Source organism: Flavobacterium sp. GW821-FHT11G01, from assembly GCF_058808175.1.
In genome coordinates this window covers 767,984-791,490 of record NZ_JBXARK010000001.1, presented here as the reverse complement: position 1 = coordinate 791,490, position 23,507 = coordinate 767,984, and the positions used below count along the sequence as shown (strand labels likewise).

The window sequence follows — 23,507 nt, the reverse complement described above, 5'->3', positions numbered from 1 at the left end:
CTAATTAAGGAACTAATATAATATTTTATGAATTATTAAAAAAATGAAAGCAAAATTGGATTGTTTTCGCTAGAATATTTCGCTGATTTCAATAAAATCTGCTTAAAAAAAATTAAATTTGAAAGCCCAAATCATTACTTACATTATGACACAAAAAAGAAATTCTCTTTGTTTATTCGCCTTATTAACTCTATTATTTTTAGCGCCACTCGCCTATTCGCAAAGCACAACTCCTAAAAAGGAAACGCGTTCAAAGTTATTTGAAGAAGCAACCACAGATAGTGAGTACCTCATGGCTATTGAAAAAGCCAATGAAATGATGGAATCAGCTTATAATGATGCTGATTTTGATAGTGCTTCTCATCATTTATTTGGAGAAATTAAAAGAACGCAAAGCAAACTTGACCTGATTTTGGAAAGTTTGAAAGGTGCCAATCCAAATGTGCGCAACCAGCAAATGTATCAAACTGTTTTGGAAGAAATTCAGCAGCAACTGAATGAACAAAATACGGCTATCAATTTGCGTAATGAAAAACTGGAGAAAATAAAAGGCCGATTTATCGAACTGCGTAAAGATAAAAATCTGATGACGCTTTTAAAAGATACGATCCGTCGAAAACAATTCAAAAAAGAATTTGCTAACCTTAGAAAAAAATACCTCAGCACAGATAGCCTGATGACGAAAAATCAGGGAATCTTAAACAAGAAAAAAAGAATTACAGTTCAACGAAAAATTGCCGTTTCGAATGCATTACTGCTTGTTGAAAGCAAGCTGGAAAAGTCCGGAATTAGCATGCTCCATAAAGAATATCCCTTTTTATGGAGTATTAATGACTCTGTTCCTAAAAAAACAGTGGCACAAAATATTAGCGCAAAAATAGTAATTGAAGAAAAAGTCGCAGCTTATTATTTAAGTTACCGTACAGGCGGACTTATTACTTTAATACTTTTTATGGGACTTCTGGCTTGGTATATTTCACGGAATTTAAAGTATCTCAAAACAAATGGACATTCTGATAAATTAGCCCTTTTTAATTTTAAATATTTAAACAGAGGATTTCTAATTCCGGTTGCTGTAATAGGTCTTAACATTGCCGTTGTCAGTAATTTGTTTGCTCCGGCTTTGTTTTTAGAATTGCTACAACTGATTTTACTGGGAATTCTGACTATTCTTTTCAGGAATAAATGGTCCAAAGTGGCGATGAAAAATTGGTTATTCCTCTTAGGTTTATTCTTCACACTTTGTTTTCTGGATCTTTTTATTGAAGTTGGATTCTTGCAACGCTGCGCTTTCATTGCTATAAATGTTTTAGGAATACGATATGGTTTAGTACAAATTAAAAGCCTTAAAGAGCAATTGTACATTCAGGGATTTTTCAAATGGGCCAGTATAATTTTCATTGGTTTTAATGGTTTATCTATACTTTATAATCTTTTTGGGAGGGTTTCGCTTTCGAATATGTTAAGTCTGACGGCTTTTATTTCGCTTACGCAGATAGTAGCACTTAGTGTTCTGTTGAAAATAATCTTAGAGATTATTATTCTGCAAATTTATACCACCCGAATCAAACGCGGTATTGAAAAGATTTTTGATCACGAAAGCTTATCCGATACACTAAAAAAACCTTTCGTTTTAGTAATTGGTTATATGTGGTTGGTTGTAATTGCTTCGAATTTAAACGTTTGGCAATCATTACGAACGTCTTTAGGAGCGTTGCTAAGTCATCCTAACAATATTGGAAGCATCACCTTTACTTTAGGAAACATTGTTTTGTTTTTTATTATTATCTGGATTGCCCATTTATTACAAAAATATGTCGCTTATTTCTTTGGTGAAATTGATGATGAAAACGAAGAAAACGTCAACAAAAGACAACATTCTAAGTTGCTTATTACAAGACTTATCGTACTGATTGGTGGTTATCTTTTAGCCGTTGCCGCTTCCGGAATGCCTTTAGATAAATTAAGTATTTTATTGGGAGCTTTAGGTGTCGGTGTTGGACTTGGACTTCAGAATGTGGTTAATAATTTTGTTTCCGGTATTATTTTAATTTTTGACAAACCGATTCAGATTGGAGATGTTATTGAAATTAGTTCTGAATCTGGTCGTGTGAAATCGATGGGATTGCGTACTACAAAAATCAATGCTCCAAACGGTGCCGAAATCATTATTCCGAATGGAAATTTATTATCTCAAAACATCACCAACTGGACGTATACAGATAATTTTAAATTAGTTGAAGTTTTAATAGAAATTAATGGTGATACAACTCCCGAAGATATTAATGAAACTATTATGAAAGCGTTAGAAAGTTTGTCTTTGGTAAATACCACTAAAACACCGCAAATTTTCTATAATGCTATTTCTGAAGGAAAATATAAAGTTCTGGTAAAATTCTGGTGCAGTATTTACCGTACTGAGGAAAGTATTAGTTCTGCACGTCAGGTTTTGTTTAGTAGTTTCAAAGCTAAAGGATTGACTTTTTCCAGCTAAAATTAAATAATTTATACTTATCGGGTATAATTAAAATAAAAAAACGCCTCAATTGCTGAGGCGTTTTTTTATTTTAATTAATGATGATCATGATTATGATCTTTATTGGAATTCCCTTTAGAATTTTTCGGTTTTTCATTTCCATGTTTGTGATCTGACTTGTTTTTCTCCGGTTTACTACCTCTGTTTTTCTGAGGTTTTCCATGATATCCTTTTGGATAATTTTCTCTGTGTTTCTTATGATACGCATAAGGAGCATCTCCTCTATAATCATTCAAAACTACTTTATAACCGGAGTACAAATCATATCGTCTGTATTGTGCCGGAAGTCTTTTATCACGAATCCATCTACCATTATTATCATAGATATACTCACTTTGAGCAACGTCATAATAAGTATCGATATCCGGTAAATAATAATATCTGCTGTTGTCATTTCCTTCCGGTCCCCAGCTTGGAGGAGTTCCAATATTTACATTGATTGAAACTTGTGCCTGAGTAAAAAATACACTCATAAAAAGCACTAAGGCGAATACTAATTTTTTCATCGTTTTTATTTTTAAGTATTAATTACATTTAATACTAATCGAAAGTAGTGCCAATAATTACGTTTATCGCATCCATTATACAGAACCACGAAACCAATCGACGGAGAGCACTTTTTAACCGACATAGAGGTAAAAAAAAAAACGCCTCAATTTCTTGAAGCGTTTTTCCATTAGTCATATTTTTAATAATAGAGATCGTTGTGTGGAACTTCAGATCTTTTTCTTTGACTGGAATTATTTATCTAAAATAATAACAAAGTTTAACTTCAGAATTATTCTTTATACCGATCAGCTAATTTTATCGACCAATAATGCTTTTCGGCATAAAGAATCTATTTCCAGCCTCCGCCTAAAGCGCGGTACAAATCAACCACCGCTTGTAATTTTTGTAAATTATCGTTAACTCCGCTCAATTGTGCTGCCAAAAGGTTTTGTTCCGATGTCAATACATCTGTATAGTTTGTAGCTGAACTGTATTCTAAAAGCTGTTGTGTATAATCAACTGCTTTTTCTAAAGCCGCAATTTGTTTTTCTCTTGAATCTTCTTTGTCAGCCGCCATTTGATAAGCATACAAAGCATTTGAAACTTCCTGACCAGCAACTAAAAGACTTTGCTGAAAATTATTATAAGCCTGCACTTGTTGTGATTGCGCCGTTGTCAATCTCATTTTGTTGATTCCCTGATTGAATAAAGGCTGCGTCAATCCGCCAATTAACGAATAGAAAACCGAGTTGGTAAAAAAGTCTGTCAATTGCAAATTCGAAAATCCACCGCTCGCTGTTAATGTCAAACTTGGATAAAAATATGTTTTCGCCATATTCGTCATTTCAAAAGCCGTCCTCAAATTAAATTCCGCCTGACGCACATCCGGACGATTTTGCAATAATTGAGACGGTAAACCTGTCGCCAGATTCTCCGGAATTGTCTGAGTTCCTAAAACACCCCTATCAATTGGTCCTGGAGCTTCTCCTAACAAAATATGAATCGCATTTTCTATTTCGCGAATATTACGTTTTAAATCCGGAATTAAGACTTCAGCCGCATGTTGGTTGGCTTCACTTTGTACAACCGCTGCGCCTGTAACAATCGCACCTTCTTTTAAATCTTTTATGGTTTGTACATTTTTAATTCGGCTTTCTAAGGTTTCTTCTGTGATAACCAATTGTTTATCATAGGCTAATAATAAGAAATAATTATTAGCAATATCAGCTATCAGTTGGGTTTGAACCGCTTGTCTGGCAGCATCTGTACCTAAATAAGTTGCCAAAGCTGCTCTTTTGGAACTGCTTAATTTCCCCCAAATATCTGCTTCCCACGAAGTACTTAAACCTAATTTATAGGTTGTAGTCAACGTGTTGATGTTTATTCCGGCGGGAAAATTTAATCCCGCTTGTGACTGTTTGTTACGAGTTACATTAGCATCTACATTCAGCGTCGGATAATAGGCTAGTTTACTTTGAACTAAAGAGGCATTAGCTTGTACAATATTTTCAATTGCATTCTTCAAATTTAGATTCTGATCTAATCCTTTTTGAATTAAAGCATTTAGTTTTTCATCTTTAAAAACAGTTTGCCAGGGCATATTCGCAATCGTAGTCGAATCGGCGAAAGCCTGATCACGATACAGTTTATCTGTCGAAATAGTTTCCGGGCGTTCGTACTTTTTAGTAATCGAGCACGCACTTAAAAGTGCGGCTGTCACTACCAGTACAATATATTTATTTGAACTATGAGTCATTTCTTCTGAATTAAATTATTTACTCTTTATGAGCTTCGATCAATTGTATTTCCTCTTCATCATCATCGTCATCATAACCATCTTTGGCTGGGCCACTTAATTTTTCCTGTAACGTCTGGAAAATGATAAACAATATCGGAATTACAAATACTCCCAAAATGGTTCCAATTAACATACCTCCAACAGCTCCGGTTCCGATCGATTTATTTCCGACAGCTCCCGCTCCTGTAGCAAACATCAACGGAACAAGTCCGAGAATAAAGGCAAACGAAGTCATCAAAATTGGTCGTAAACGGGCAACGGCTCCTTCAATAGCGGCTTGAACAATTGGCAATCCTTTTCGTCTTCTGTCCAATGCAAATTCGACAATCAAAATTCCGTTCTTCGCTAAAAGTCCAATCAACATGATTAAGGAAATCTGCAGATAAATATTACTATTCAATTTGAAAATAATCGAGAATAAATATGCTCCTGCCAATCCAAACGGAATCGAAAATAATACGGCAAAAGGCAAAATATAACTTTCGTATTGTGCACTTAATAAAAAGTAAACAAATACTAAACAAAGGATAAAAATGAAAATCGTTTCACTTCCAGAAGCCAATTCCTCACGCGTTAATCCTGAGAATTCATATCCATAACCTGCTGGTAAATTTTCTGCTGCTACTTCCTGAATTGCTTTAATGGCATCTCCTGAACTGTAGCCAGGATTTGGCGCTCCGGTAATGGAGATAGACGTAAATAAGTTAAACCTTGAGATCGACTCTGGTCCAAAAACTCTGGTCATTTTTATAAACTCCGTAATTGGCGCCATGGTTCCCGCACTGTTGCGGACAAATATTTTATTCAGACCTTCTGTATTGGCACGAAATTCCGGAGAAGCTTGTATCATAACACGGTATTGTTTTCCGAATTTATTGAAATTCGAAGCGTACAATCCACCATAATATCCTTGCATCGTTGACAAAATCGAATTTACCGGAACACCTGCATCTTTGGCTTTAGCCAAATTAATTTCCATCATATATTGTGGAAAACCAGGATTAAATGGTGTTGTTGCATATTGTATTTCCGGACGTTTAGCCAGTTTTTCTAAAAAGTCAGTATTCACTTTATAGAACTCTGCTGTCGAGTGACCTCCTTTATCCTGCAATTGAAATTCGAATCCACCACTTTGTCCAAATCCCTGAATGGTTGGCGGTGAAATGAAGAAAATATTAGCTTCGCGAATGCCGCTTGTTTTAGCAAAAAGCTGACCAATTACATCATTAACACTTAAATCACGCTGATCCCATGGCACCAGTTTTACAATAACCATACTGTAGGCACTTCCCGCTCCGGCTGTAAAGTTTTGTCCCACAATACGAAGCGTATTTTTAACTCCCGGAATCGTTTTGGCAATGCTGTCTACTTGCTTGGCGATTACATCAGAACGTTCCATAGAAGCTGATGGCGGTAAACTGATGTTAGCAAAAACTGTCCCTTGATCCTCAGAAGGAACGAAAGCCGATGGCGTAGTTTTCATCATATAAAACAATGCTGCACTGGCAATAAGAATAGCCGCCAATACAATCCATTTTTTAACAGAAAGAAAACTCACTGAACGTTTGTATCGATTCGTTACATTATCGAATGCAACGTTAAACGAGGTATAAAATCTCTGAATAAAACTTTTATGTTTATGATCGTCAGCATGCGGTTTTAAAAGCAACGCACACAATGCCGGACTCAAAGTCAAGGCATTAATTGCCGAAAGAATAATCGCAACGGCTAACGTAATACCAAATTGTTTGTAGAAAACTCCTGTAGATCCGTTAATAAAAGTTACCGGAATAAATACCGCTGCCATTACAAGCGTAATCGAAATAATCGCCCCGGAAATTTCATCCATCGCATCGATTGTTGCTTTCTTAGATGATTTATAACCATGATCCAGCTTGGCATGTACCGCCTCGACGACGACAATTGCATCATCGACCACAATACCAATCGCCAAAACCATTGCAAATAATGTCAGCAAGTTAATCGTAAATCCGAATAAGCTCAGGAAGAAGAACGTTCCTACAATCGCAACCGGAACAGCAATCGCCGGAATTAAAGTCGATCTAAAATCCTGAAGAAAGATAAATACAACAATAAAAACCAATATAAACGCTTCAATCAACGTATGAATTACTTTTTCAATAGAAGCATCCAAATTTTCGTTGACATCAACAAGAATAGTATATTTCACTCCTTTTGGGAAATTCTTCGCCGCATCTTCAATCAGTTTTTTAGAATTGTTGATTACGTCACGGGCATTAGATCCCGGAGTCTGGCTAATTGCCATCGCTGCAGATTCTACACCGTTTGTTTTAATTGTTGACGCATAACTTAAAGAGCCCAGTTCGACTTTGGCTACATCTTTCAATCGTAACATTTGTCCGTTTCCGACAGATTTTACAATGATTTCTCCAAATTCTTTCTGACTTGTTAAACGTCCTTTGTATTTAATTACATATTGAAACGCCTGATCGCCATTCTCTCCAAATTTACCTGGAGCAGCTTCGATATTTTGTTCTGCCAAAGCAGCCGAAATATCACTCGGAATAAGTTTGTACTGCTGCATGATATCCGGTCTTAACCAGATTCTCATCGAATAATCTTTGGCACCAAAAACGGTTACATCTCCTACTCCAACTACACGCTGAATTTGAGGCACAAGGTTAATCTTAGCATAATTTTGAAGGAAAGTCTGATCATACGCTTTGTCTTCACTATACAAAGAGAATATCAACAAGTTACTACTCTGACTCTTTGTTACCGTTACACCAGCCTGAGTTACCTCTACCGGTAATAAACTCGTAGCTCTCGAAACCCTGTTCTGAACGTTTACCGCTGCTAAATCTGGATTTGTTCCTACTTTAAAGAAAATTTTGATAGATGCATTTCCGTCGTTTGTTGCTGAAGAGGTCATGTAAGTCATGTTCTCCACACCATTAATTTGCTCTTCTAACGGAATTACGATACTTTTTAATACCACATCTGCATTAGCTCCCGTATAACTAGCTGAAACGTTTACAGTTGGCGGAGCAATATCAGGATATTGAGAAATAGGCAGCTCAACAAGACCTAAAACACCCAGAATTACGATGATGACCGATATTACTGTAGAAAGTACTGGTCTTTGTATGAATATTTTAAACATTTTTTTCTATTTTAAGTCGGCGTATACCGTTTCTGGATTCTGATTTTGAGGTTTAATTTCGCTTCCGTCTTTTAATGAAGCAACTCCTTCTAATACAATTTGATCTCCTGCTTGTAAACCGCTTGTAACCACATAATAATTACCTGCTGTATTTTCTAAAACTGTAATATTGACGTTTTTAGTTTTTCCATCTTTTCCAACTGTAACTGCAAAAATCTTATCCTGCAGTTCGAATGTGGCACTTTGCGGAATTAATATTTTTTCTACAACTTCATTCGGAATCCTAACTGTAGTGCTGCTTCCGCTTCTGATGATGCTTTTTGGATTTCCGAAACGCGCTCTAAAAGTAACAGAACCAGTTTCTGTATTAATTAAGCCGTTTACCGTTTCAACTCTTCCTTTCTCTGGATAGGTTGTACCATCTGAAAGAAGCAATGAGACTTCAGGCATGTTTTTTATTTTTTGAGCCAAAGTAGTTCCTGGAGATGCTGTACTTTGAGTAAAATCCAAAAGCTTTTTCTCATTTAAAGCAAAATACGCGTAAACGTTGCCAATACTTGAAACTGTCGTTAATGGATCAGCTGTATTTGAACTTACCAAACTTCCTAAACGAAACGGAATTGAACCCACTACTCCGTTAACCGGACTTGTTACGGTTGTATATCCTAAATTGGTTTTAGCATTTACCAAAGCAGCATTTGCCTGCGCTAAAGTAGCCATAGCCGATTCATAAGTATATTGAGCCGATTCTAAATCGTATTTGCTGATGATTCCTTTTTCAACTAAAGGCTTTACTTTGTTAACAGCTAATTTTGCAGCGCTTACAGAAGCCTGAGCACTTTTAATGCTTGCCGATGCGGTTCGAACTTCTTGCTCATATTCAGGCGCACTGATTTTAAACAAAGGCTGTCCTGTCTTTACTACTGCGCCTTCGTCTACAAATATCTTGTCAATATAACCTTCAACCCTTGGACGGATTTCGATATTTTGTTGTCCCTGAATAGTTGCCGGGAAATCCGTGTATAAAGTGGCTGTTTTAGGTTCTAAGGTCAGCGTTTTATATTCTTTAACTTGTGGTGCACCGCCCGCCTGAGCTGATTTATCATTTTTATTTCCGCAAGAAGCGATGATAACTGAAGCAGCAAGAATGCTTAAAAAAGATTGCTTATTCATTTTGATGAAATATGAGATTATCTATTTACTAAGGTACAAAAGAACTAAAACTATTCATGCAAAAACTTTCCACTAGACGTATAGTAAGATATAATCGATAAACATGCAGTGAGAACCGATAAAAGTTGTTTCGTCAAAAAACCGTAATTTTGAGTAAAGCTCGTCGGCTGTAAAATGGTTTTTATGGATTGTGATTCCATTTTGAGCGATTGGTTTTATATTATATCAGAATAAAAAGTAATATTGTCCTTAAAATCAGAAATTATAATGACATTTAATTTTTTCAAACCTTATATGTTTCCTGTAATCCATATCCTGACCTGGATATTATTGGGATACATTCAGCTGTTTTACATACCACTTACTTGGAATATTGCACTTCCTGGCATTTTTTGGTTTTGGCAATCGCTTGTCTTATTTCTGTTGATTGTTGTTTTTTATTATAATGCTTTAATCATAGTTCCAAAAACGATCATAAAAGACAAAGTAACCCCGTTTTTACTATGGGCACTCTGGATTGTTTTTGCCATGCAGCTTGTCGCTTATTTATATAATACGAATACCGATTTGCACAACAAATTAGCCGCTCTTTTAGGATTCAAAAAATATAGAAACGATTATTTTGACAACTATGTTTTCAGCTTAACATTATTGGTTTTAGGAATCAGTACCAGTTTCGCTATGTTACAGCATTGGCAGAAAGCCGCTCAGCACAAACAAAAATTAGAACAGGATAAAACCATGGCCGAATTGGCGATGCTAAAAGCACAGATTAATCCGCACTTTTTTTTCAATTCGCTTAACAGTATTTATTCGCTTACTTATACAGACATCGAAGATTCCAGAAATGCACTTCATACTTTAAGCCGAATGATGCGCTACCTGCTTTACAGCACAGAAGAAAGAACTACATTACTAAAAGAAGCAGATTTTATGAAGGATTTTATTGCCCTGATGAAACTTCGTGCCAATAGTAAATTAACGATTACAACAGACATTCCTGAAAAAATACACGATTATCCGATTGTTCCGATGTTGTTGCTTCCTTTGGTAGAAAATGCCTTTAAACACGGCGTTCACGCCACAGATAAAAGTGTAATACATATTTCGCTTTCGCAGAAGGGAAGCGATCTTACTTTTGAAGTAGAAAATACTTATTTCGAAAAATCTTCAACAACAAATGAAGGCGGTATTGGACTGACCAATACAAAACGCAGGCTTCATTTAATTTATCCAAACAAACATTCCCTAAAAGCCGGAATTGGCGAAAATGGTATGTATAACGTAAAACTGCAAATAACTTTAGACTAATGATAACATTAAAATGTATAGCAGTTGACGACGAGCCTCTCGCATTAAAATTGGTCGAAACTTTCATCGAGCAAACGCCTTTTTTGGAGTTAGTTTCCAGTTGTGACAATGCAGTTGAAGCCATGAGTGTTATTCGTGAAAAACAACCGGATTTAGTTTTTTTAGATATCAATATGCCCAATTTAACCGGAATGGAATTGGCCAGACTTTTACAGGAACAGCCGGGATCATTGCCGAAAATTGTTTTTACAACGGCTTATAATCATTACGCTATCGAAGGCTATCGGGTTAATGCCGTTGATTATCTTTTAAAGCCGTTCAGCTACGAAGAATTTTTGCGTGCAGCCAACAAAGTATTGAAATTGGCTGAAGAAACTTCTAATGAAAATCCGCAAGCAAATCCTGAAGATGATTTTATCTTTTTGAAAGTAGAATATCAATGGGTAAAAGTGAATTTGAAAGACATTTTATATATCGAAAGTTTGAAAGATTATGTAAAAGTGCATCTCGAAAACTCTGATAAAGCTTTAATGTCCTTGATTTCATTGAAAGCTTTGGAAGAAAAATTGCCTTCTTCAAAATTTATGAGAATGAATCGTTCGTTTATTGTTTCACTAGAAAAAATAAGTGCAATAAGCAAAAATTCAATCTTCATTAATAAAATAGAAATTACCGTTGGCGAACAATACAAAGAGACGTTTAAGGTAATTGTGGATAAATGGATTAAATAATTTAGCCCCTTATAAAATGGAAAAAAGATCAAACAAATATTACTTAACATTAAGTCTAAAAGAATATGCGAACGGTGAAACAAGGCCTGCAAAAGAACTCGGAATAGAATTTGGCAATCATGATGAAATATTTGATATCATTGAAAAAATAAAAGCAAAAGACTTATTTGATAATGAATCTGAAGCGATACAATTTGCACTGGGATTGAAATTATTTGGTGAGATCAAATTGAAACATCGCAAAAATCCTCTATTTGATGAATTGAATGACGTTTTCCCTGTCTTCATGAAGAAATTGAAAAGTTTGTAAACCCATTATTGTCATTTCGACGAAAGAAATGACTAAACAAAAAAGCGCTCCAGATATCTGGAGCGCTTTTCTATATAAATAAAAAACAACTAAGCTTTTGCTTTTCTCTTAACCGTACAACCAATTTCTTTTGTTTGTGTAATAGCTGGTTTTTGATTGCTTTTTAATGCTGCAATCACATCCTCTGCATATTTCGTTTTTTGTGCATTGTTTCCTTCCGGATCATTATCGATGGCACCTACATATTCTACAACATTTCCTTTAGCCGTTTTTGATACGATAAAAAGATGCGGAGTACGCTTTGCACCATATTGATCCGTTATTTTTTGCCCTGCATCAAATAAATATGGGAAAGGATATTTTTTACTTTTTGCCAATTCCTGCATTTTCTCAAAAGTATCTGCTGTAGAAGCTTCAGGATCATTCGGATTAATAGCAATTACCGGATAACCTTGCGGTCTGAATTTATTATCCAAATCAATAATTCTTTGTTCATAACCTATAGCATACGGACATGTATTGCAGGTAAAAACTACTATATAACCTTTTGCTTTTGGAAAACTGGCAAATGAAACTTCTTTGCCATCAACATTTTTTAATTTAAAATCTGGAGCAGTATCTCCAGCTTTAAGAGTTGCATTTTGCGCTTGCGAAAGAAAGGCAGAAAATGCCAGCATTACTAAAAGGATTATTTTTTTCATGGTTTAAGGATTTACAGTTTTTTATATTCAGTTAATAATTGTTCATAGGTAAATTCACTTTCGGCAAATTTTCGTTTATCTCCTTTGATAAAAAGTGTTGCCGGAATACTGCCAGACCAGGATGGATCTATACGGTCAATATATTCCTGTGGACTGCTTTCATTCAATAGAAAAATTTCATTTTTCAAATTCTTTCTTTTCACAAATGGTACAACAGCTGAACTCAATTTTGATTTAAAATCGACACTTACCAGCAAAACTTTCACTTTCTCCGATTTATAATCGGCCTGAAGTTTTTCAAAATGTGGCAGTTCCTTAATACATGGAGCGCACCAGGTTGCCCAAAAGTTAACAACATAAGTACTGTCTTTTCCGTTTTTCACTCTTTCATTTAACTGGTCAATGTTAATCAACTTTACATTTTGGCTGTATGCCGAAAAAGAAAAAGCCAGGAATAAAAAGACATAAACTGCATTTTTTTGAATTTTCATCATACCATTAAAGGATTTGTTTCTGAATTGATCCTTACAAATATAAACTATAAGTTTTTTCGTAGTTGTTAATAAAAGTTTAATGATAAGAAATTGAAACAAAATATGTTCCATCGGAACATTTCATAGGTAGAAAAAATATGTTTCATCGGAACATATCATCAGTAAAAATTGCGATAAATAAAATCGTTTTCGCTTTTTTAAGGACTTTTTAAGTGCCTAAACCCTTTCTTACCAAATTTCAATTCGTAAATTAGCAAAAACAAAATTGATCCGAATGACAGTACTTACATTTACCCTGATTATGATTCTTGGCGCTTTTTTAGCAGGTTTTATTGGTTCATTATCAGGTTTAGGAGGCGGTATCATTATTATTCCGCTTTTAACTGTTATTTTGGGAGTTGATATTCATTATGCCATTGGTGCGGCTTTGGTTTCTGTTATTGCCACCTCTTCAGGCTCTGCTGCGGCTTATGTTCGGGAAGGGATTACCAATATGCGTTTGGGGATTTTTCTCGAAATCGCTACCACAATTGGCGCCGTTTGTGGTGCTTTACTTTCCACTATTGCTCCTACTTCATTTATTGCCGTTTTATTCGGTATGACTTTAATATTTTCTGCTATTAATTCTCTTCGAAAAAAAGAGGAACATATTGTATTAGAATCAAGTCCGTTAGCAAAAAAACTAAAACTTCAGGGAACCTATCCTTCTCATAACGGCGAAGTCATTAGCTATGGAACCAAAAATGTAATTGGCGGATTTAGTATGATGGGAATTGCCGGAATGATGTCAGGATTACTCGGAATTGGTTCTGGAGCTTTCAAAGTAATTGCGATGGATAATATTATGAAAATTCCGTTTAAGGTTTCAACCACAACGAGCAATTTTATGATGGGTGTTACCGCGATGGCGAGTTCTGTAATTTATATTCAGAAAGGTTATATCGAACCCGGAATTTGTATGCCGGTGGTTGTTGGCGTTTTATTCGGCGCTATGGCCGGAGCGAAAGTATTAGTGAAAACAAATCCTAAAAAACTCAGAATATTTTTTGCCTGCCTGATTTTTGTTTTGGCAGTAAATATGATTTATAACGGACTAAATGGAAAAATCTAACAGTATGCAGCAAGAAAAATTTGGAGAAAAAGAGTTTCAAACTATTATAGGCAATTTATTGCGTTATGGTGTTTGGACTTCATTAGCGGTCGCTTTTATTGGCGGAATTGTTTATTTGATGGGACATAGTACAGATATTGAAAATTATTCGGTATTTCATGAAAATGACAGAAACATATTTGAAGTTATTTCAGATATTTATAATGGCGTTATTCAGGGAAAAGGGGAATCGCTGATCTTTTTCGGAATCATTTTACTTTTTCTGACACCTGTTTTTCGCGTTTTGCTTTCTTTATTTTCTTTCCTTCTGGAGAAAGATTATCTTTATGTTGTTATTACGCTAATTGTGATTCTGATTATTTTGATCAGTGTTTCATTTGGCTTCTCTCATTGATAGCTATAAGCTTTAAGCTATAAGCTGTAGGCTTTTTGAAAAGCTTAAAGCGTATTGCCTAAAGCCTAAACCCAAAAAAAATAATTGCTATAAGCATTAAGCTGTAGGTTCTCTAAAAAAGCCTAAAGCCTAAAGCTTACAGCCTAAAGCTTAAAAGAATGGAAATAGGAATAGACAGTTTTGCCTCGGCAATGTACGGCGATAACAATACTTTGAGTAGTGTTGATGCAATGGAGCAATTGCTTCAAAGAATTGAATTAGCAGATCAGGTTGGTCTGGATGTTTTTGGAATTGGAGAACACCATAAAAAAGAGTTTTTAGATTCGGCTACAGTAGTAATATTAAGCGCTGCAGCTGCAAGAACAAAAAATATCCGGTTAGCTAGTGCTGTTTCGGTTCTAAGCGCTGCCGATCCTGTAAGAGTTTATCAAAGCTTTGCTACTTTGGATTTAATATCTAAAGGCCGTGCTGAAATTGTAGTAGGCCGTGGTTCTTCTATTGAAGCCTATCCTCTTTTCGGATTTAATTTGAATGACTATGATGCTCTTTTTAAAGAAAAATTAGAATTATTTCTACAAATTCGGGATAATGAATTTATAACCTGGTCAGGAAAATTCCGTCCTGCAATAAATAATCTTCCCATTTATCCGAGAGCATTGCAGGAAAAACTACCAATTTGGTTAGGTGTTGGAGGAACTCCTGAATCTTTTGTAAGAGCAGGAAGCTTAGGCTTACCTTTAATGGTGGCCATTATTGGAGGTCAGACACATCGTTTTCGCCCGTTGATTGATTTATACCGACAAGCAGGAGCAGCTGCAGGATATAAACCTGAAGAATTAAAAGTGGGTATACATTCGCCGGGTTATGTTGGGACAACGACAGAGAAAGCAATTGAAGAATATTATCCCGGATATGCTGAACTCTGGACAAAATTAGGAAGAGAAAGAGGATGGCCTCCGGTAACTAAAGATAAATTTGACGGACTTATTGATGATTTGGGCGTTTTAATTGTTGGAGGACCTGAACGCGCTGCCGAGAAAATTTTAAAACACAGCGAAGCACTTGGGGGTATCTCAAGATTCACATTCCAAATGGATAATGCAGGGCTTACTCATACACAATTAATGAACGCGATAGAACTTATTGGTTCAAAATTGATTCCTCTCATTAAAAAGAGTTAGATTTTTTTGCCACAGATTAAAAAGATTTTATTAAGACTAACCTTTGAACCTTTGTCACTCTGACCCTTTGAACCTATTAAATAAAAAAGACATCCGCCAATTGCCGGATGTCTTTTTTATTATTTAATCTTCTAAAAATTAGAATTTATAAGTTACACCAACTCTAAAGTTTCTAGGTGCTTCAGTTTGCCAGTAATAAGCATTAAGATAAGAATAATAAGAACCGCTATAAAGATATTTATCCAAAATATTAAACACATTAGCAGTAACTTTTACTTTTCCTGTTTCATAAGATAAACCTCCATCTAATTTAAAGTAAGAAGGCAATTTTTGAAGACCTACGCTCCAGGTATCTGTTTGGCGACCGTCAAGGAAAGTACCTCCAATAGAAGCTCCAAATCCTTTAAATGTACCATATTGAACGGTATAGTTTAACCATGCATTCGCTGTGTGTTTTGAGTATCCGGGAACAATATCTCCTTCTTTGATTCCAGTTGCAGCAGAAACTGCAGGATCAACTTTATTTACGATAGACTCTGTAAAGGCATAATTCGCAATTAAATTAAGCCCGTCGAATAGTTTTCCTCTTAAATCAAGCTCAATTCCTTGTGCTCTTTTTTCTCCCAATACTACACTGTATTGCTCTCCAGGTGTATTTGCAGGATCAGATGTAAGTTCGTTTTTCTTTAAAATACTATAAGCTGCTAAAGTAGTGCTCCATGAACCGTCAAACCAGTCTTTTTTAATACCGAATTCAATATTATTACCTGTTAGAGGTTTTACATCATCACCATTTTTAATAATACCTGACTGTGGTGTAAAAGCCTGATCATACAATCCGTAAACTGCTAAACTTTCGGTTACAGAATAACTAATACCGATACGCGGTGTAATATGGCTATCAGCAATTGGAGCTCCGCCCCAGCTTGCCTGACTAATCCAGGTATATCTTCCTGCAAGAGTTAATCTCAATTTATTTTCAAAAAAACCAATTTCATCCTGAATATATCCTGCAGCATATTCTGAACTCATTAAACCACCAGCATTTTTAGCTCTGATAGAAAGCGGAGTTGTATGATCGAAAGCAGGCAAACCGTTAGATGGTGTTCCATAATTTGGATTATTTACATTGAATGGCGCATCAACAGTATCAAGATCATGAGATTGTCCCCAATCTGCTGCATAATCTTTGCTTCCTAAATCTACTCCTCCTAATATTTTGTGACTAACAGATCCGGTATTAAATTTTCCGTTAACAAATATTTGTCCTAAATACATATTACTTTCTGCATCCCAAATACCTACATTACGAATAATTTCACCTGCTGCAAGAGTTCCTTCCGGCACTCCATCAAAATCTGTATCTACAGGACCTGGACCAACAACACTTGGCCATGAACTATACCCTTGTTGAATGTATTTAAAATAAGAAGTTTGAGCTGTCAGTTTCCAGTTGTCATCGAATTTATGTTCGAACATCAAATAACCACTATGATCTTGTATATTGGTATCTGGCAATCCAGGTTGTGTCATTGTAAATCCTACTGGCAATGTTCCATACCCACCTGCTTCAGGTCCAAAAACATAATAAGAACCAACTTCAGTCATATTAGCATATTGAAAATTATACTCAGCCGTAATTTTTGTTTTATCATCAATTTGATACGAAATTACCGGAGCAAGTACGTAACGATTATTGTGCTCAAATGCACGGTGTGAACCTTTATTTTGTGCAGCTCCATTGAATCTGTACAATAATTTTCCTTTTTTATCCAATTTACCGTCAAGATCAAGACTAACTCTGTAAAAGTCGTAGCTTCCACCAAGAACAGAAACTTCTCCTTTTGTAATTCCGGTTGGTTTTTTAGTTACCACATTATAAAGTCCGCTTGGATCTCCACTTGAAAGCATGAAACCAGCAGGTCCTTTTACGAATTCAATATGATCTACAAAACTCATATCTTCTGTTAAGGGGCCCCAAAAAGAAGAAACTACATTAAATCCGTTACGGAAAGCCTGAATTTGAGAACCACGCATAGTAATATTGGTATATAAATCTCCCCAATGCTCTAAACGTACAGCACCACTCACGTTACGAATTACTCCGTCGCTCATACTTGTAATTTGTTGATCTTTTAAAGTCTGACCACTTACAATCTGGATGTTCTGTGGAATCTCCAAAACTGGTGTTTGAAGACGCAGCGACAAAGAAGGCTTATCTTGCTTGTATTTGTTTTTTGTAATAACAACTTCTTCAAGATCTTCCTGACTTTCAGAAAGTGAAAAGTTTTTTGTTGTAGTTTGTTTGGCTTTAACAACAATATTATCTTCAATGGAATGAATTCCGACAGCACGAATGTTAATTACATAACTGCCCGGTTTTACGCTTTTAATTTCGTAAATCCCATTTGAATTGGTAACGGCTGTATATTTCGTACCTTTAAGCGTAACTGCAATATTCTCTGCCGGGATATTTCCACTTAACGCAACTTTTCCGCTAACTTTTCCTAACTCCTGACTCATCATGTTTAATGACGTCAAAAGCAGCATAAAAAAGAAAACTTTTTTGGTAATATTTATGTTCATTTTAGTAAGGTGTTAAATTTCGTTGGCAAAAGTAATCTCTAATATTGTGTTTTCCAAATTATTTTTAATCATTCTAAATAAAAATAATGATTATTTGTTAAAACCACACTTGTACTTATCTGAATACCAATAAAAAAACCTGTTTCAAAATGAAACAGGTTTCGCGAAAATATTTTCAATTCTAAATAACAACCAAACTTATTGCTACTAAAACTAACATTTATTCTTTCAGAAAGACAAAGCTATTGGAATCTGCCTTTAATGTTTTTCCATCAAAATCAATCGAAATAATCCCTGTTTTTCTAGGAGAAACACCGCTTTCGCTAAAATGAATATGCAAAACATAATGCATTTTATTGTTTTTATCCCAAAAAATATCGCCATGTCCTATACCATTCTGCTTCACATTTTTTCTGCTAATTATTGGACTGTCAGCAGATTTTTCCCAAGGCCCAAGTGGACTTTTGCTTGTCGCATAACCTACTGCATAATCTGGATTTCTAAAATCATTTGCTGAATAAATCAAATAATATAAACCATTGTGTTTTAAAACCGTTGGCCCTTCTGTAACCGGCCAGGATACATTTTGAGTATTTTCCCATAGCAAAGTTCCGGAAATACATTCAGTCAAAGTTTCTGGTTTTATGCTTTGAAGGTCATCGTTTATTTCGGCAACAAAAATTCGGTTTCCGTTAGTTAATCTTACGTGATACAAGTATTTTTTTCCATCTTCATCGATAAAAATAAACGGATCTATTTGATTTCCTGTTTCGATAATAGGTTTATTTGATGCGTTTTTAAATGGTCCAAGCGGACTGTTACTGCTTGCAATTGCAATATTTTCATTAGCCGTATAAACCATGTAAAAGGCATTATTGTATTTTAGGATTTGTGGTGCCCAAAATCCTTTATCGCCAAAAGCGTCACCTTTTTTTAAAGCCAGTCCGTTTTGAGCGCCTTTCGGGCCTTCCCATTTTTTTAAATCGGAAGAAGTATAAACCATAAATCCCTGACCGTTCAATGGTGTGTCGCCTCCGGTAGTTCCATATAAATAATATATTCCATTATCATAAAATATAGTTGGATCGGCTAAAAGAATATTTTTTTGCTGAGATTCTGCCGGTTTATCTGTGTTTTTTTCCTGCGAACAGGCTAGAAAAATACACAGCGAACTTATAATGGTTAATATTTTTTTCATTTTTGTTGATTTAAGCCTTTTAATCGATATGTTTTTTTTACCACAAAGAATACTAAGAATTTCACTAAGTGCGCGAAGCTTTTTTTCTAGAGTGCAGAAAGAATGCAAAGCAGTAAAACCTTAGTATTCTTTGTGTAATTCTTAGTGCCCTCTGTGGTTAAACTATTTTCATTTCACAGAAAACTGATAATAAGAAACCGTATGATATTTTTGTCCAGGTTTCAATACAATTGGAGCAAATTTTGGCTGATTTGGTGCGTCCGGAAAATGTTGTGTTTCTAAAGCAAAAGCCGTTCTAAAATCATCTTTCGCACCCGATTTAAAGGTGTTTTTAGATTGCATAAAATTCCCGCTGTAAAACTGTAATCCAGGTTCTTGTGTATAAATATCCAATGTAATTCCGGATTTATCGCCGGAAATTGTTGCGGCATGATTTAGTCCGTTTTTCTTTGTTCCGTTTAAAACGTAATTGTGATCGTAACCTTTTCCGAATTTTAACTGCTGGTCTTTTGTTTCAATTCTTTCGCCAATAGTGTGTTTTGAAGTAAAATCGAAAACTGTATTTTTAACCGATTTCAATTCTCCACTCGGAATCAAACCTTCATCAACCGGCGTAAATTCATTCGCATAAATTTGTAATTCATGATTTAAAATTGTGCCGCTTCCTTCTCCGTTTAAATTAAAAAAAGCATGATTGGTTAAATTAACTAAAGTTGTTTTATCAGTTGTTGCTTCATATTCCATTTTTACAGTTTGATCAGCTTCAAGCGTATAGGTAACTTTTACAGTTAAATTTCCAGGAAAACCTTGTTCTCCGTCTGGCGAAACATAACTAAAAACCAAAGTGTTTTCATTAGTTTTTTTAACATCCCAAACCACATCCTGAAAACCTTTTATTCCGCCGTGCAAAGCATTTTTTCCATTATTTAAAGGAACCTGATATTTTTTTCCTTCTAAGGTAAACTGCCCTTTTGCAATACGGTTTCCAACTCTTCCGATTGTTGCTCCAAAATACGGTTCTGTGGAAGTTTTAAAACCTTTTGCGCTATTCATTCCAACAACAACATCGGTTTGTTTTCCGCTTTTATCTGCAACCCAAAGACCAATTAATCTTCCGCCGTAATTGGTGAACGCTGCTTTGATTCCTTTGTTTTCTATCCAATACAAATTGACTTTTTTACCGTCAATTATCGTATCGAAATTTTTAGTTTCCAAAACTGGTTTAATAGAATCTGTTGCAATTGCAGCGGATTCTTTTACAGCTGAATCTTCTTTTTTATTGTCTTTACAATTAAATTGAAAAAGTGCCAGCAATACAACTGCTGCGATTTGAATGTTTTTCATTTTTATATCTTTTTAAGAGGATCTTTTCTTTTTTATTTTGATGGAATTGCCAATTTGGTTTCTTCGCTTACAGGTTCACCTAAAACAGGAAATCCGTTTGCATCCCAGCTGATTTTTTGCATTCTTGGAGATCTTTTATTTCCACAACCTTCTCCCGGATTTGAATTGGCGTGATATAAAATCCAATCTTCTTTTCCGTCAGGAGACTTAAAGAATGAATTATGACCCGGTGCATAAACCTTATTTTTACCTGATTGCTTGAAGATTGGTTCTGATGATTTTTTCCATGCAGTTGCATCCAATAAATTATCGCCGCCGTTAAAGCTTAATAATCCTAAAGAATAAAAATCGGTCCAACATCCGCTTGCAGAAAATACTATAAAGATTTTATCGTTTCTTTCTAAAAACTGTGGGCCTTCGTTTACATTTACTTGTGCAGGATTTACGTCATCATGCAATGTACCATGCGTTTCCCAATCGTTTGTTGGTGCAGAAATCATAACTCTGTCACCTTCAATTTCAAGCGGACTTTTCATCTTCGCTATGTAAATATTTTGCTGTCCGTTGGTATCACCTTCCCATCCGGCCCAAATCATGTACAGTTGTTTTTTATGTTCGAAGATGTTTCCGTCAATTGCCCATTTATCTGTTTTTGCAGCGATTTTTCCTTTAAATTCGAAATTCCCTTTAAACGGATCTGATGCTTTATTTTCTAAAACATACATTCTGTGATTGTTGTTATCGCCATTATCTGCAGCAAAATAGCAATACCATTTTCCGTTTATAATATGAAATTCCGGCGCCCAGATTTCTGCCGAATAATTTGTGCTTTTTGGGGGTGTCCAAATCACTTTACTGACAGCATTTTTAATATCTGATAAGTCTTTCGTTTTCCATAAAACCAGTTTATTGCCAAGAGTATTTGTGTAATAATAATATCCTTTGTAATAAGTGCTGTAAGGATCTGCGCCTGATGGAAGGATTGGATTTGTGAATGTTTTTTGCTGCGCAAAACTCATTGTCGCAAACAGAAAAAGAATTAGGTATTTTTTCATTTTAGTTTTTTTATTATATGCCTTTGAATTTTCTCCCGCAGATTTAGCAGATTAAGCCGATAAAAAATCTTTACAATCTGCTAAATCTGCGAGAGAAAAAATTACTTCTAATTCAAAGCATTTATAACCTCTTTATTGATTTTATTAATCTTTTTAAAATCCATTTTATCTACTTTTCTGTCGTAGGTCATAAAACCGTTTACTTCGCCTTCAACATCTGTTGTTTGTGTATAAACTGCTGCCGAAAATCCGGATTTTACGTAATTTTTTAGAATTTGAGCGTATTTGATATATTCAGCCGTAACTTCATTTTCGTTTTTAAACTTAACGTAACCCCAGTTGTCATTGGCTCTCCATAAATGTCCTTCAAGAGGAAGACCAATTCCACCATATTCTCCTAAAACAGTTACTCTTCTGGCATCGTACAAATACATTTCCGGTCCAGGATAATTGTGTAAATCTAAAATATCACCCGTCTGGAAATGATTTCCTCCGCTTGACGAATTGGTTAATCGGCTTGGATCGTGATTTTTTGTCCATTCTGTGATTTCGACCGTTTTAAATTGTCCCCAGGCTTCGTTAAACGGAACCCAAACCACAATACTTGGATACGAATACAAATGATCCATTATTTCACGCCACTCTTTTTTATAGATTTCTTCTGATTTTGCAGAGCGTTGTAATTCTGTTCCGTCAAAATACTTTTTGTTTTGCCAAATCGGCTGATCATCCCCGCTCGGCATATCTTGCCAAACTAAAATCCCCAATTGATCACAATGCGTGTACCAACGTTCCGGCTCCACTTTTACGTGCTTACGAATCATATTAAAACCTAATTCTTTTGTTTTAATAATATCATATTTCAAAGCTTCGTCTGTTGGTGCCGTATACAATCCATCAGGCCACCAACCTTGATCTAATGGGCCGTACTGAAAATAATCTTTGTTATTCAGCTGCATTCTCACAATACCATTTTCATCTCTTTTTGATGAAATTTTTCGCATTGCAAAATAACTTTTCACTTCATCAACTACTTTATCTTTACTGATTAAAGCAACTTTCGTTTGATATAAAAACGGACTTTCCGGCGACCATAATTTTGGATTATCCAAAGTAATGTCTAAACTTTCTCCAACAACGGCTTTTTCTTTAGCAATTTCTTTTCCGCCATCAAAAACCGAAATTTCGATTACATCACCTGCTTCTGCACCAGCAATTTGTGCTTTAATATTGATGCTGTTTTGATCAATATTTGGAGTTGTTCTTAAATCTGAAATATTTTTAGCGTTTACAGGTTCAATCCAAACCGTTTGCCAGATTCCTGTTACCGGCGTATACCAAATTCCTTCCGGATTTTTAACTTGTTTTCCTCTTGGTTGTGGTCCGTCGTTTGAAGGATCCCAAACTTTTACCACTAATTTTTGTGCAGTTCCTTTTTTGATAAAAGGTGTAATATCAAATGAAAACGGAGTATATCCGCCAGTATGTGAACCTACTTTTATATCATTGATGAAAATTTCAGTTTTCCAGTCAACTGCACCAAAATGCAAGAGAATGTTCTGGCCTTCCCAATTTGATTCAATATTAAAATTGGTTTCATACCAAAGTTCTTTCTGTGCTCCTACTTGTTTCATAACACCGGACAAACTCGATTCTACAGCAAACGGAACCAGAATTTGCCCATCAAATTTTAAAGGCGCTGTTTTGCCAAGATCCTGAATGGCATAATTCCATAATCCGTTCAGGTTTTTCCATTGGCTGCGCTCCATAATCGGACGGGGATATTCAGGTAATGTTTTGGCAGGATCGACCTGCGCTGCCCATTTTGTTTTGATTTTGTCTCCTTGTGGTTTCCACTGTGCGTTCACTATAAAACTTAAAAAAAGCGCTGAGAGAACTATTATTTTTTTCTTCATTCTGTATCGTTTTATGCAATTAAAATTACTGCAA

General features: G+C 35.4%; 18 protein-coding genes. 7 read left to right on the top strand and 11 right to left on the bottom strand.

Translation table 11 applies throughout. From position 1 onward, the window contains the following. Positions 1 to 145 precede the first annotated feature (145 nt). Positions 146 to 2,494 carry a mechanosensitive ion channel family protein gene (locus AC1RRN_RS03435; RefSeq protein WP_492965960.1) on the top strand — a complete coding sequence of 783 codons (2,349 nt, stop codon included), beginning with the start codon at positions 146 to 148 and terminating at the stop codon, positions 2,492 to 2,494. Between the two features lie 77 nt (positions 2,495 to 2,571). Here the strand turns inward: AC1RRN_RS03435 and AC1RRN_RS03430 are convergent, their stop codons facing one another. The 4 genes from AC1RRN_RS03430 to AC1RRN_RS03415 form a co-directional block, all read right to left on the bottom strand. Continuing rightward, complete coding sequence (locus AC1RRN_RS03430; RefSeq protein ID WP_492965959.1) at positions 2,572 to 3,042, bottom strand: hypothetical protein; 471 nt, start codon at positions 3,040 to 3,042, stop codon at positions 2,572 to 2,574. Between the two features lie 332 nt (positions 3,043 to 3,374). Then, positions 3,375 to 4,781 carry an efflux transporter outer membrane subunit gene (locus tag AC1RRN_RS03425; protein ID WP_492965958.1) on the bottom strand — a complete coding sequence of 469 codons (1,407 nt, stop codon included), beginning with the start codon at positions 4,779 to 4,781 and terminating at the stop codon, positions 3,375 to 3,377. A 19-nt stretch (positions 4,782 to 4,800) separates the two neighbouring features. Beyond that, positions 4,801 to 7,968, bottom strand: a complete 3,168-nt coding sequence (locus tag AC1RRN_RS03420; protein ID WP_492965957.1) for an efflux RND transporter permease subunit — start codon at positions 7,966 to 7,968, stop codon at positions 4,801 to 4,803. Positions 7,969 to 7,974: 6 nt separating this feature from the next. Continuing rightward, positions 7,975 to 9,141 carry an efflux RND transporter periplasmic adaptor subunit gene (locus AC1RRN_RS03415; protein WP_492965956.1) on the bottom strand — a complete coding sequence of 389 codons (1,167 nt, stop codon included), beginning with the start codon at positions 9,139 to 9,141 and terminating at the stop codon, positions 7,975 to 7,977. Positions 9,142 to 9,408: 267 nt separating this feature from the next. Here AC1RRN_RS03415 and AC1RRN_RS03410 point away from each other — a divergent pair, with 267 nt between their 5' ends. Genes AC1RRN_RS03410 through AC1RRN_RS03400 form a run of 3 tightly spaced genes read left to right on the top strand, consistent with a single transcriptional unit; the run spans position 9,409 to position 11,493 of the window. Further along, positions 9,409 to 10,452: a sensor histidine kinase gene (locus AC1RRN_RS03410; protein WP_492965955.1), complete on the top strand. Its 1,044-nt coding sequence runs from the start codon at positions 9,409 to 9,411 to the stop codon at positions 10,450 to 10,452. Beyond that, complete coding sequence (locus AC1RRN_RS03405) at positions 10,452 to 11,183, top strand: LytR/AlgR family response regulator transcription factor (RefSeq protein ID WP_492965954.1); 732 nt, start codon at positions 10,452 to 10,454, stop codon at positions 11,181 to 11,183. Before AC1RRN_RS03410 ends, AC1RRN_RS03405 begins: the two co-directional genes overlap by 1 nt. 16 nt (positions 11,184 to 11,199) lie before the next feature. After that, entirely contained in the window at positions 11,200 to 11,493 is a 294-nt protein-coding gene (locus AC1RRN_RS03400) for a DUF3861 domain-containing protein (RefSeq protein WP_492965953.1), read from the top strand. Between the two features lie 89 nt (positions 11,494 to 11,582). Here the strand turns inward: AC1RRN_RS03400 and AC1RRN_RS03395 are convergent, their stop codons facing one another. Together AC1RRN_RS03395 and AC1RRN_RS03390 are read right to left on the bottom strand one after the other, a co-directional pair. Beyond that, positions 11,583 to 12,194 carry a thioredoxin family protein gene (locus tag AC1RRN_RS03395; RefSeq protein ID WP_492965952.1) on the bottom strand — a complete coding sequence of 204 codons (612 nt, stop codon included), beginning with the start codon at positions 12,192 to 12,194 and terminating at the stop codon, positions 11,583 to 11,585. Between the two features lie 11 nt (positions 12,195 to 12,205). Continuing rightward, the gene (locus AC1RRN_RS03390) at positions 12,206 to 12,688 is read right to left on the bottom strand and encodes a TlpA disulfide reductase family protein (RefSeq protein ID WP_492965951.1); all 483 of its coding nucleotides are present in this window, start codon (positions 12,686 to 12,688) and stop codon (positions 12,206 to 12,208) included. Positions 12,689 to 12,962: 274 nt separating this feature from the next. On the opposite strand from AC1RRN_RS03390, the gene AC1RRN_RS03385 reads away from it, so the two are divergent. From AC1RRN_RS03385 to AC1RRN_RS03375, 3 genes are all read left to right on the top strand, one after another. Beyond that, positions 12,963 to 13,799, top strand: coding sequence for a sulfite exporter TauE/SafE family protein (locus AC1RRN_RS03385; protein ID WP_492965950.1), 837 nt, complete (start codon positions 12,963 to 12,965; stop codon positions 13,797 to 13,799). Between the two features lie 4 nt (positions 13,800 to 13,803). Further along, positions 13,804 to 14,193 carry a DUF1634 domain-containing protein gene (locus AC1RRN_RS03380; protein WP_492965949.1) on the top strand — a complete coding sequence of 130 codons (390 nt, stop codon included), beginning with the start codon at positions 13,804 to 13,806 and terminating at the stop codon, positions 14,191 to 14,193. A gap of 158 nt (positions 14,194 to 14,351) precedes the next feature. Then, positions 14,352 to 15,374, top strand: coding sequence for an LLM class flavin-dependent oxidoreductase (locus AC1RRN_RS03375; protein ID WP_492965948.1), 1,023 nt, complete (start codon positions 14,352 to 14,354; stop codon positions 15,372 to 15,374). A 138-nt stretch (positions 15,375 to 15,512) separates the two neighbouring features. On the opposite strand, the gene AC1RRN_RS03370 is transcribed toward AC1RRN_RS03375, so the two are convergent. The 5 genes from AC1RRN_RS03370 to AC1RRN_RS03350 form a co-directional block, all read right to left on the bottom strand. Further along, on the bottom strand, positions 15,513 to 17,960 hold the full coding sequence (locus tag AC1RRN_RS03370) for a TonB-dependent siderophore receptor (protein ID WP_492965947.1): 2,448 nt from the start codon (positions 17,958 to 17,960) through the stop codon (positions 15,513 to 15,515). Positions 17,961 to 18,180: 220 nt separating this feature from the next. Further along, the gene (locus AC1RRN_RS03365; RefSeq protein WP_492965946.1) at positions 18,181 to 19,158 is read right to left on the bottom strand and encodes a glycoside hydrolase family 43 protein; all 978 of its coding nucleotides are present in this window, start codon (positions 19,156 to 19,158) and stop codon (positions 18,181 to 18,183) included. Positions 19,159 to 19,326: 168 nt separating this feature from the next. Beyond that, positions 19,327 to 20,502, bottom strand: a complete 1,176-nt coding sequence (locus AC1RRN_RS03360) for an aldose epimerase family protein (protein ID WP_492965945.1) — start codon at positions 20,500 to 20,502, stop codon at positions 19,327 to 19,329. Between the two features lie 32 nt (positions 20,503 to 20,534). Further along, complete coding sequence (locus AC1RRN_RS03355) at positions 20,535 to 21,557, bottom strand: glycoside hydrolase family 43 protein (protein ID WP_492965944.1); 1,023 nt, start codon at positions 21,555 to 21,557, stop codon at positions 20,535 to 20,537. Between the two features lie 107 nt (positions 21,558 to 21,664). Then, positions 21,665 to 23,473: a glycoside hydrolase family 2 protein gene (locus AC1RRN_RS03350; protein ID WP_492965943.1), complete on the bottom strand. Its 1,809-nt coding sequence runs from the start codon at positions 23,471 to 23,473 to the stop codon at positions 21,665 to 21,667. Positions 23,474 to 23,507: the final 34 nt, after the last annotated feature.

Coding starts and splice junctions, on each gene's coding strand:
- AC1RRN_RS03435 (WP_492965960.1), top strand. CDS start 146: ATGACACAAAAAAGAAATTCTCTTTGTTTATTCGCCTTATTAACTCTA.
- AC1RRN_RS03430 (WP_492965959.1), bottom strand. CDS start 3,042: ATGAAAAAATTAGTATTCGCCTTAGTGCTTTTTATGAGTGTATTTTTT.
- AC1RRN_RS03425 (WP_492965958.1), bottom strand. CDS start 4,781: ATGACTCATAGTTCAAATAAATATATTGTACTGGTAGTGACAGCCGCA.
- AC1RRN_RS03420 (WP_492965957.1), bottom strand. CDS start 7,968: ATGTTTAAAATATTCATACAAAGACCAGTACTTTCTACAGTAATATCG.
- AC1RRN_RS03415 (WP_492965956.1), bottom strand. CDS start 9,141: ATGAATAAGCAATCTTTTTTAAGCATTCTTGCTGCTTCAGTTATCATC.
- AC1RRN_RS03410 (WP_492965955.1), top strand. CDS start 9,409: ATGACATTTAATTTTTTCAAACCTTATATGTTTCCTGTAATCCATATC.
- AC1RRN_RS03405 (WP_492965954.1), top strand. CDS start 10,452: ATGATAACATTAAAATGTATAGCAGTTGACGACGAGCCTCTCGCATTA.
- AC1RRN_RS03400 (WP_492965953.1), top strand. CDS start 11,200: ATGGAAAAAAGATCAAACAAATATTACTTAACATTAAGTCTAAAAGAA.
- AC1RRN_RS03395 (WP_492965952.1), bottom strand. CDS start 12,194: ATGAAAAAAATAATCCTTTTAGTAATGCTGGCATTTTCTGCCTTTCTT.
- AC1RRN_RS03390 (WP_492965951.1), bottom strand. CDS start 12,688: ATGATGAAAATTCAAAAAAATGCAGTTTATGTCTTTTTATTCCTGGCT.
- AC1RRN_RS03385 (WP_492965950.1), top strand. CDS start 12,963: ATGACAGTACTTACATTTACCCTGATTATGATTCTTGGCGCTTTTTTA.
- AC1RRN_RS03380 (WP_492965949.1), top strand. CDS start 13,804: ATGCAGCAAGAAAAATTTGGAGAAAAAGAGTTTCAAACTATTATAGGC.
- AC1RRN_RS03375 (WP_492965948.1), top strand. CDS start 14,352: ATGGAAATAGGAATAGACAGTTTTGCCTCGGCAATGTACGGCGATAAC.
- AC1RRN_RS03370 (WP_492965947.1), bottom strand. CDS start 17,960: ATGAACATAAATATTACCAAAAAAGTTTTCTTTTTTATGCTGCTTTTG.
- AC1RRN_RS03365 (WP_492965946.1), bottom strand. CDS start 19,158: ATGAAAAAAATATTAACCATTATAAGTTCGCTGTGTATTTTTCTAGCC.
- AC1RRN_RS03360 (WP_492965945.1), bottom strand. CDS start 20,502: ATGAAAAACATTCAAATCGCAGCAGTTGTATTGCTGGCACTTTTTCAA.
- AC1RRN_RS03355 (WP_492965944.1), bottom strand. CDS start 21,557: ATGAAAAAATACCTAATTCTTTTTCTGTTTGCGACAATGAGTTTTGCG.
- AC1RRN_RS03350 (WP_492965943.1), bottom strand. CDS start 23,473: ATGAAGAAAAAAATAATAGTTCTCTCAGCGCTTTTTTTAAGTTTTATA.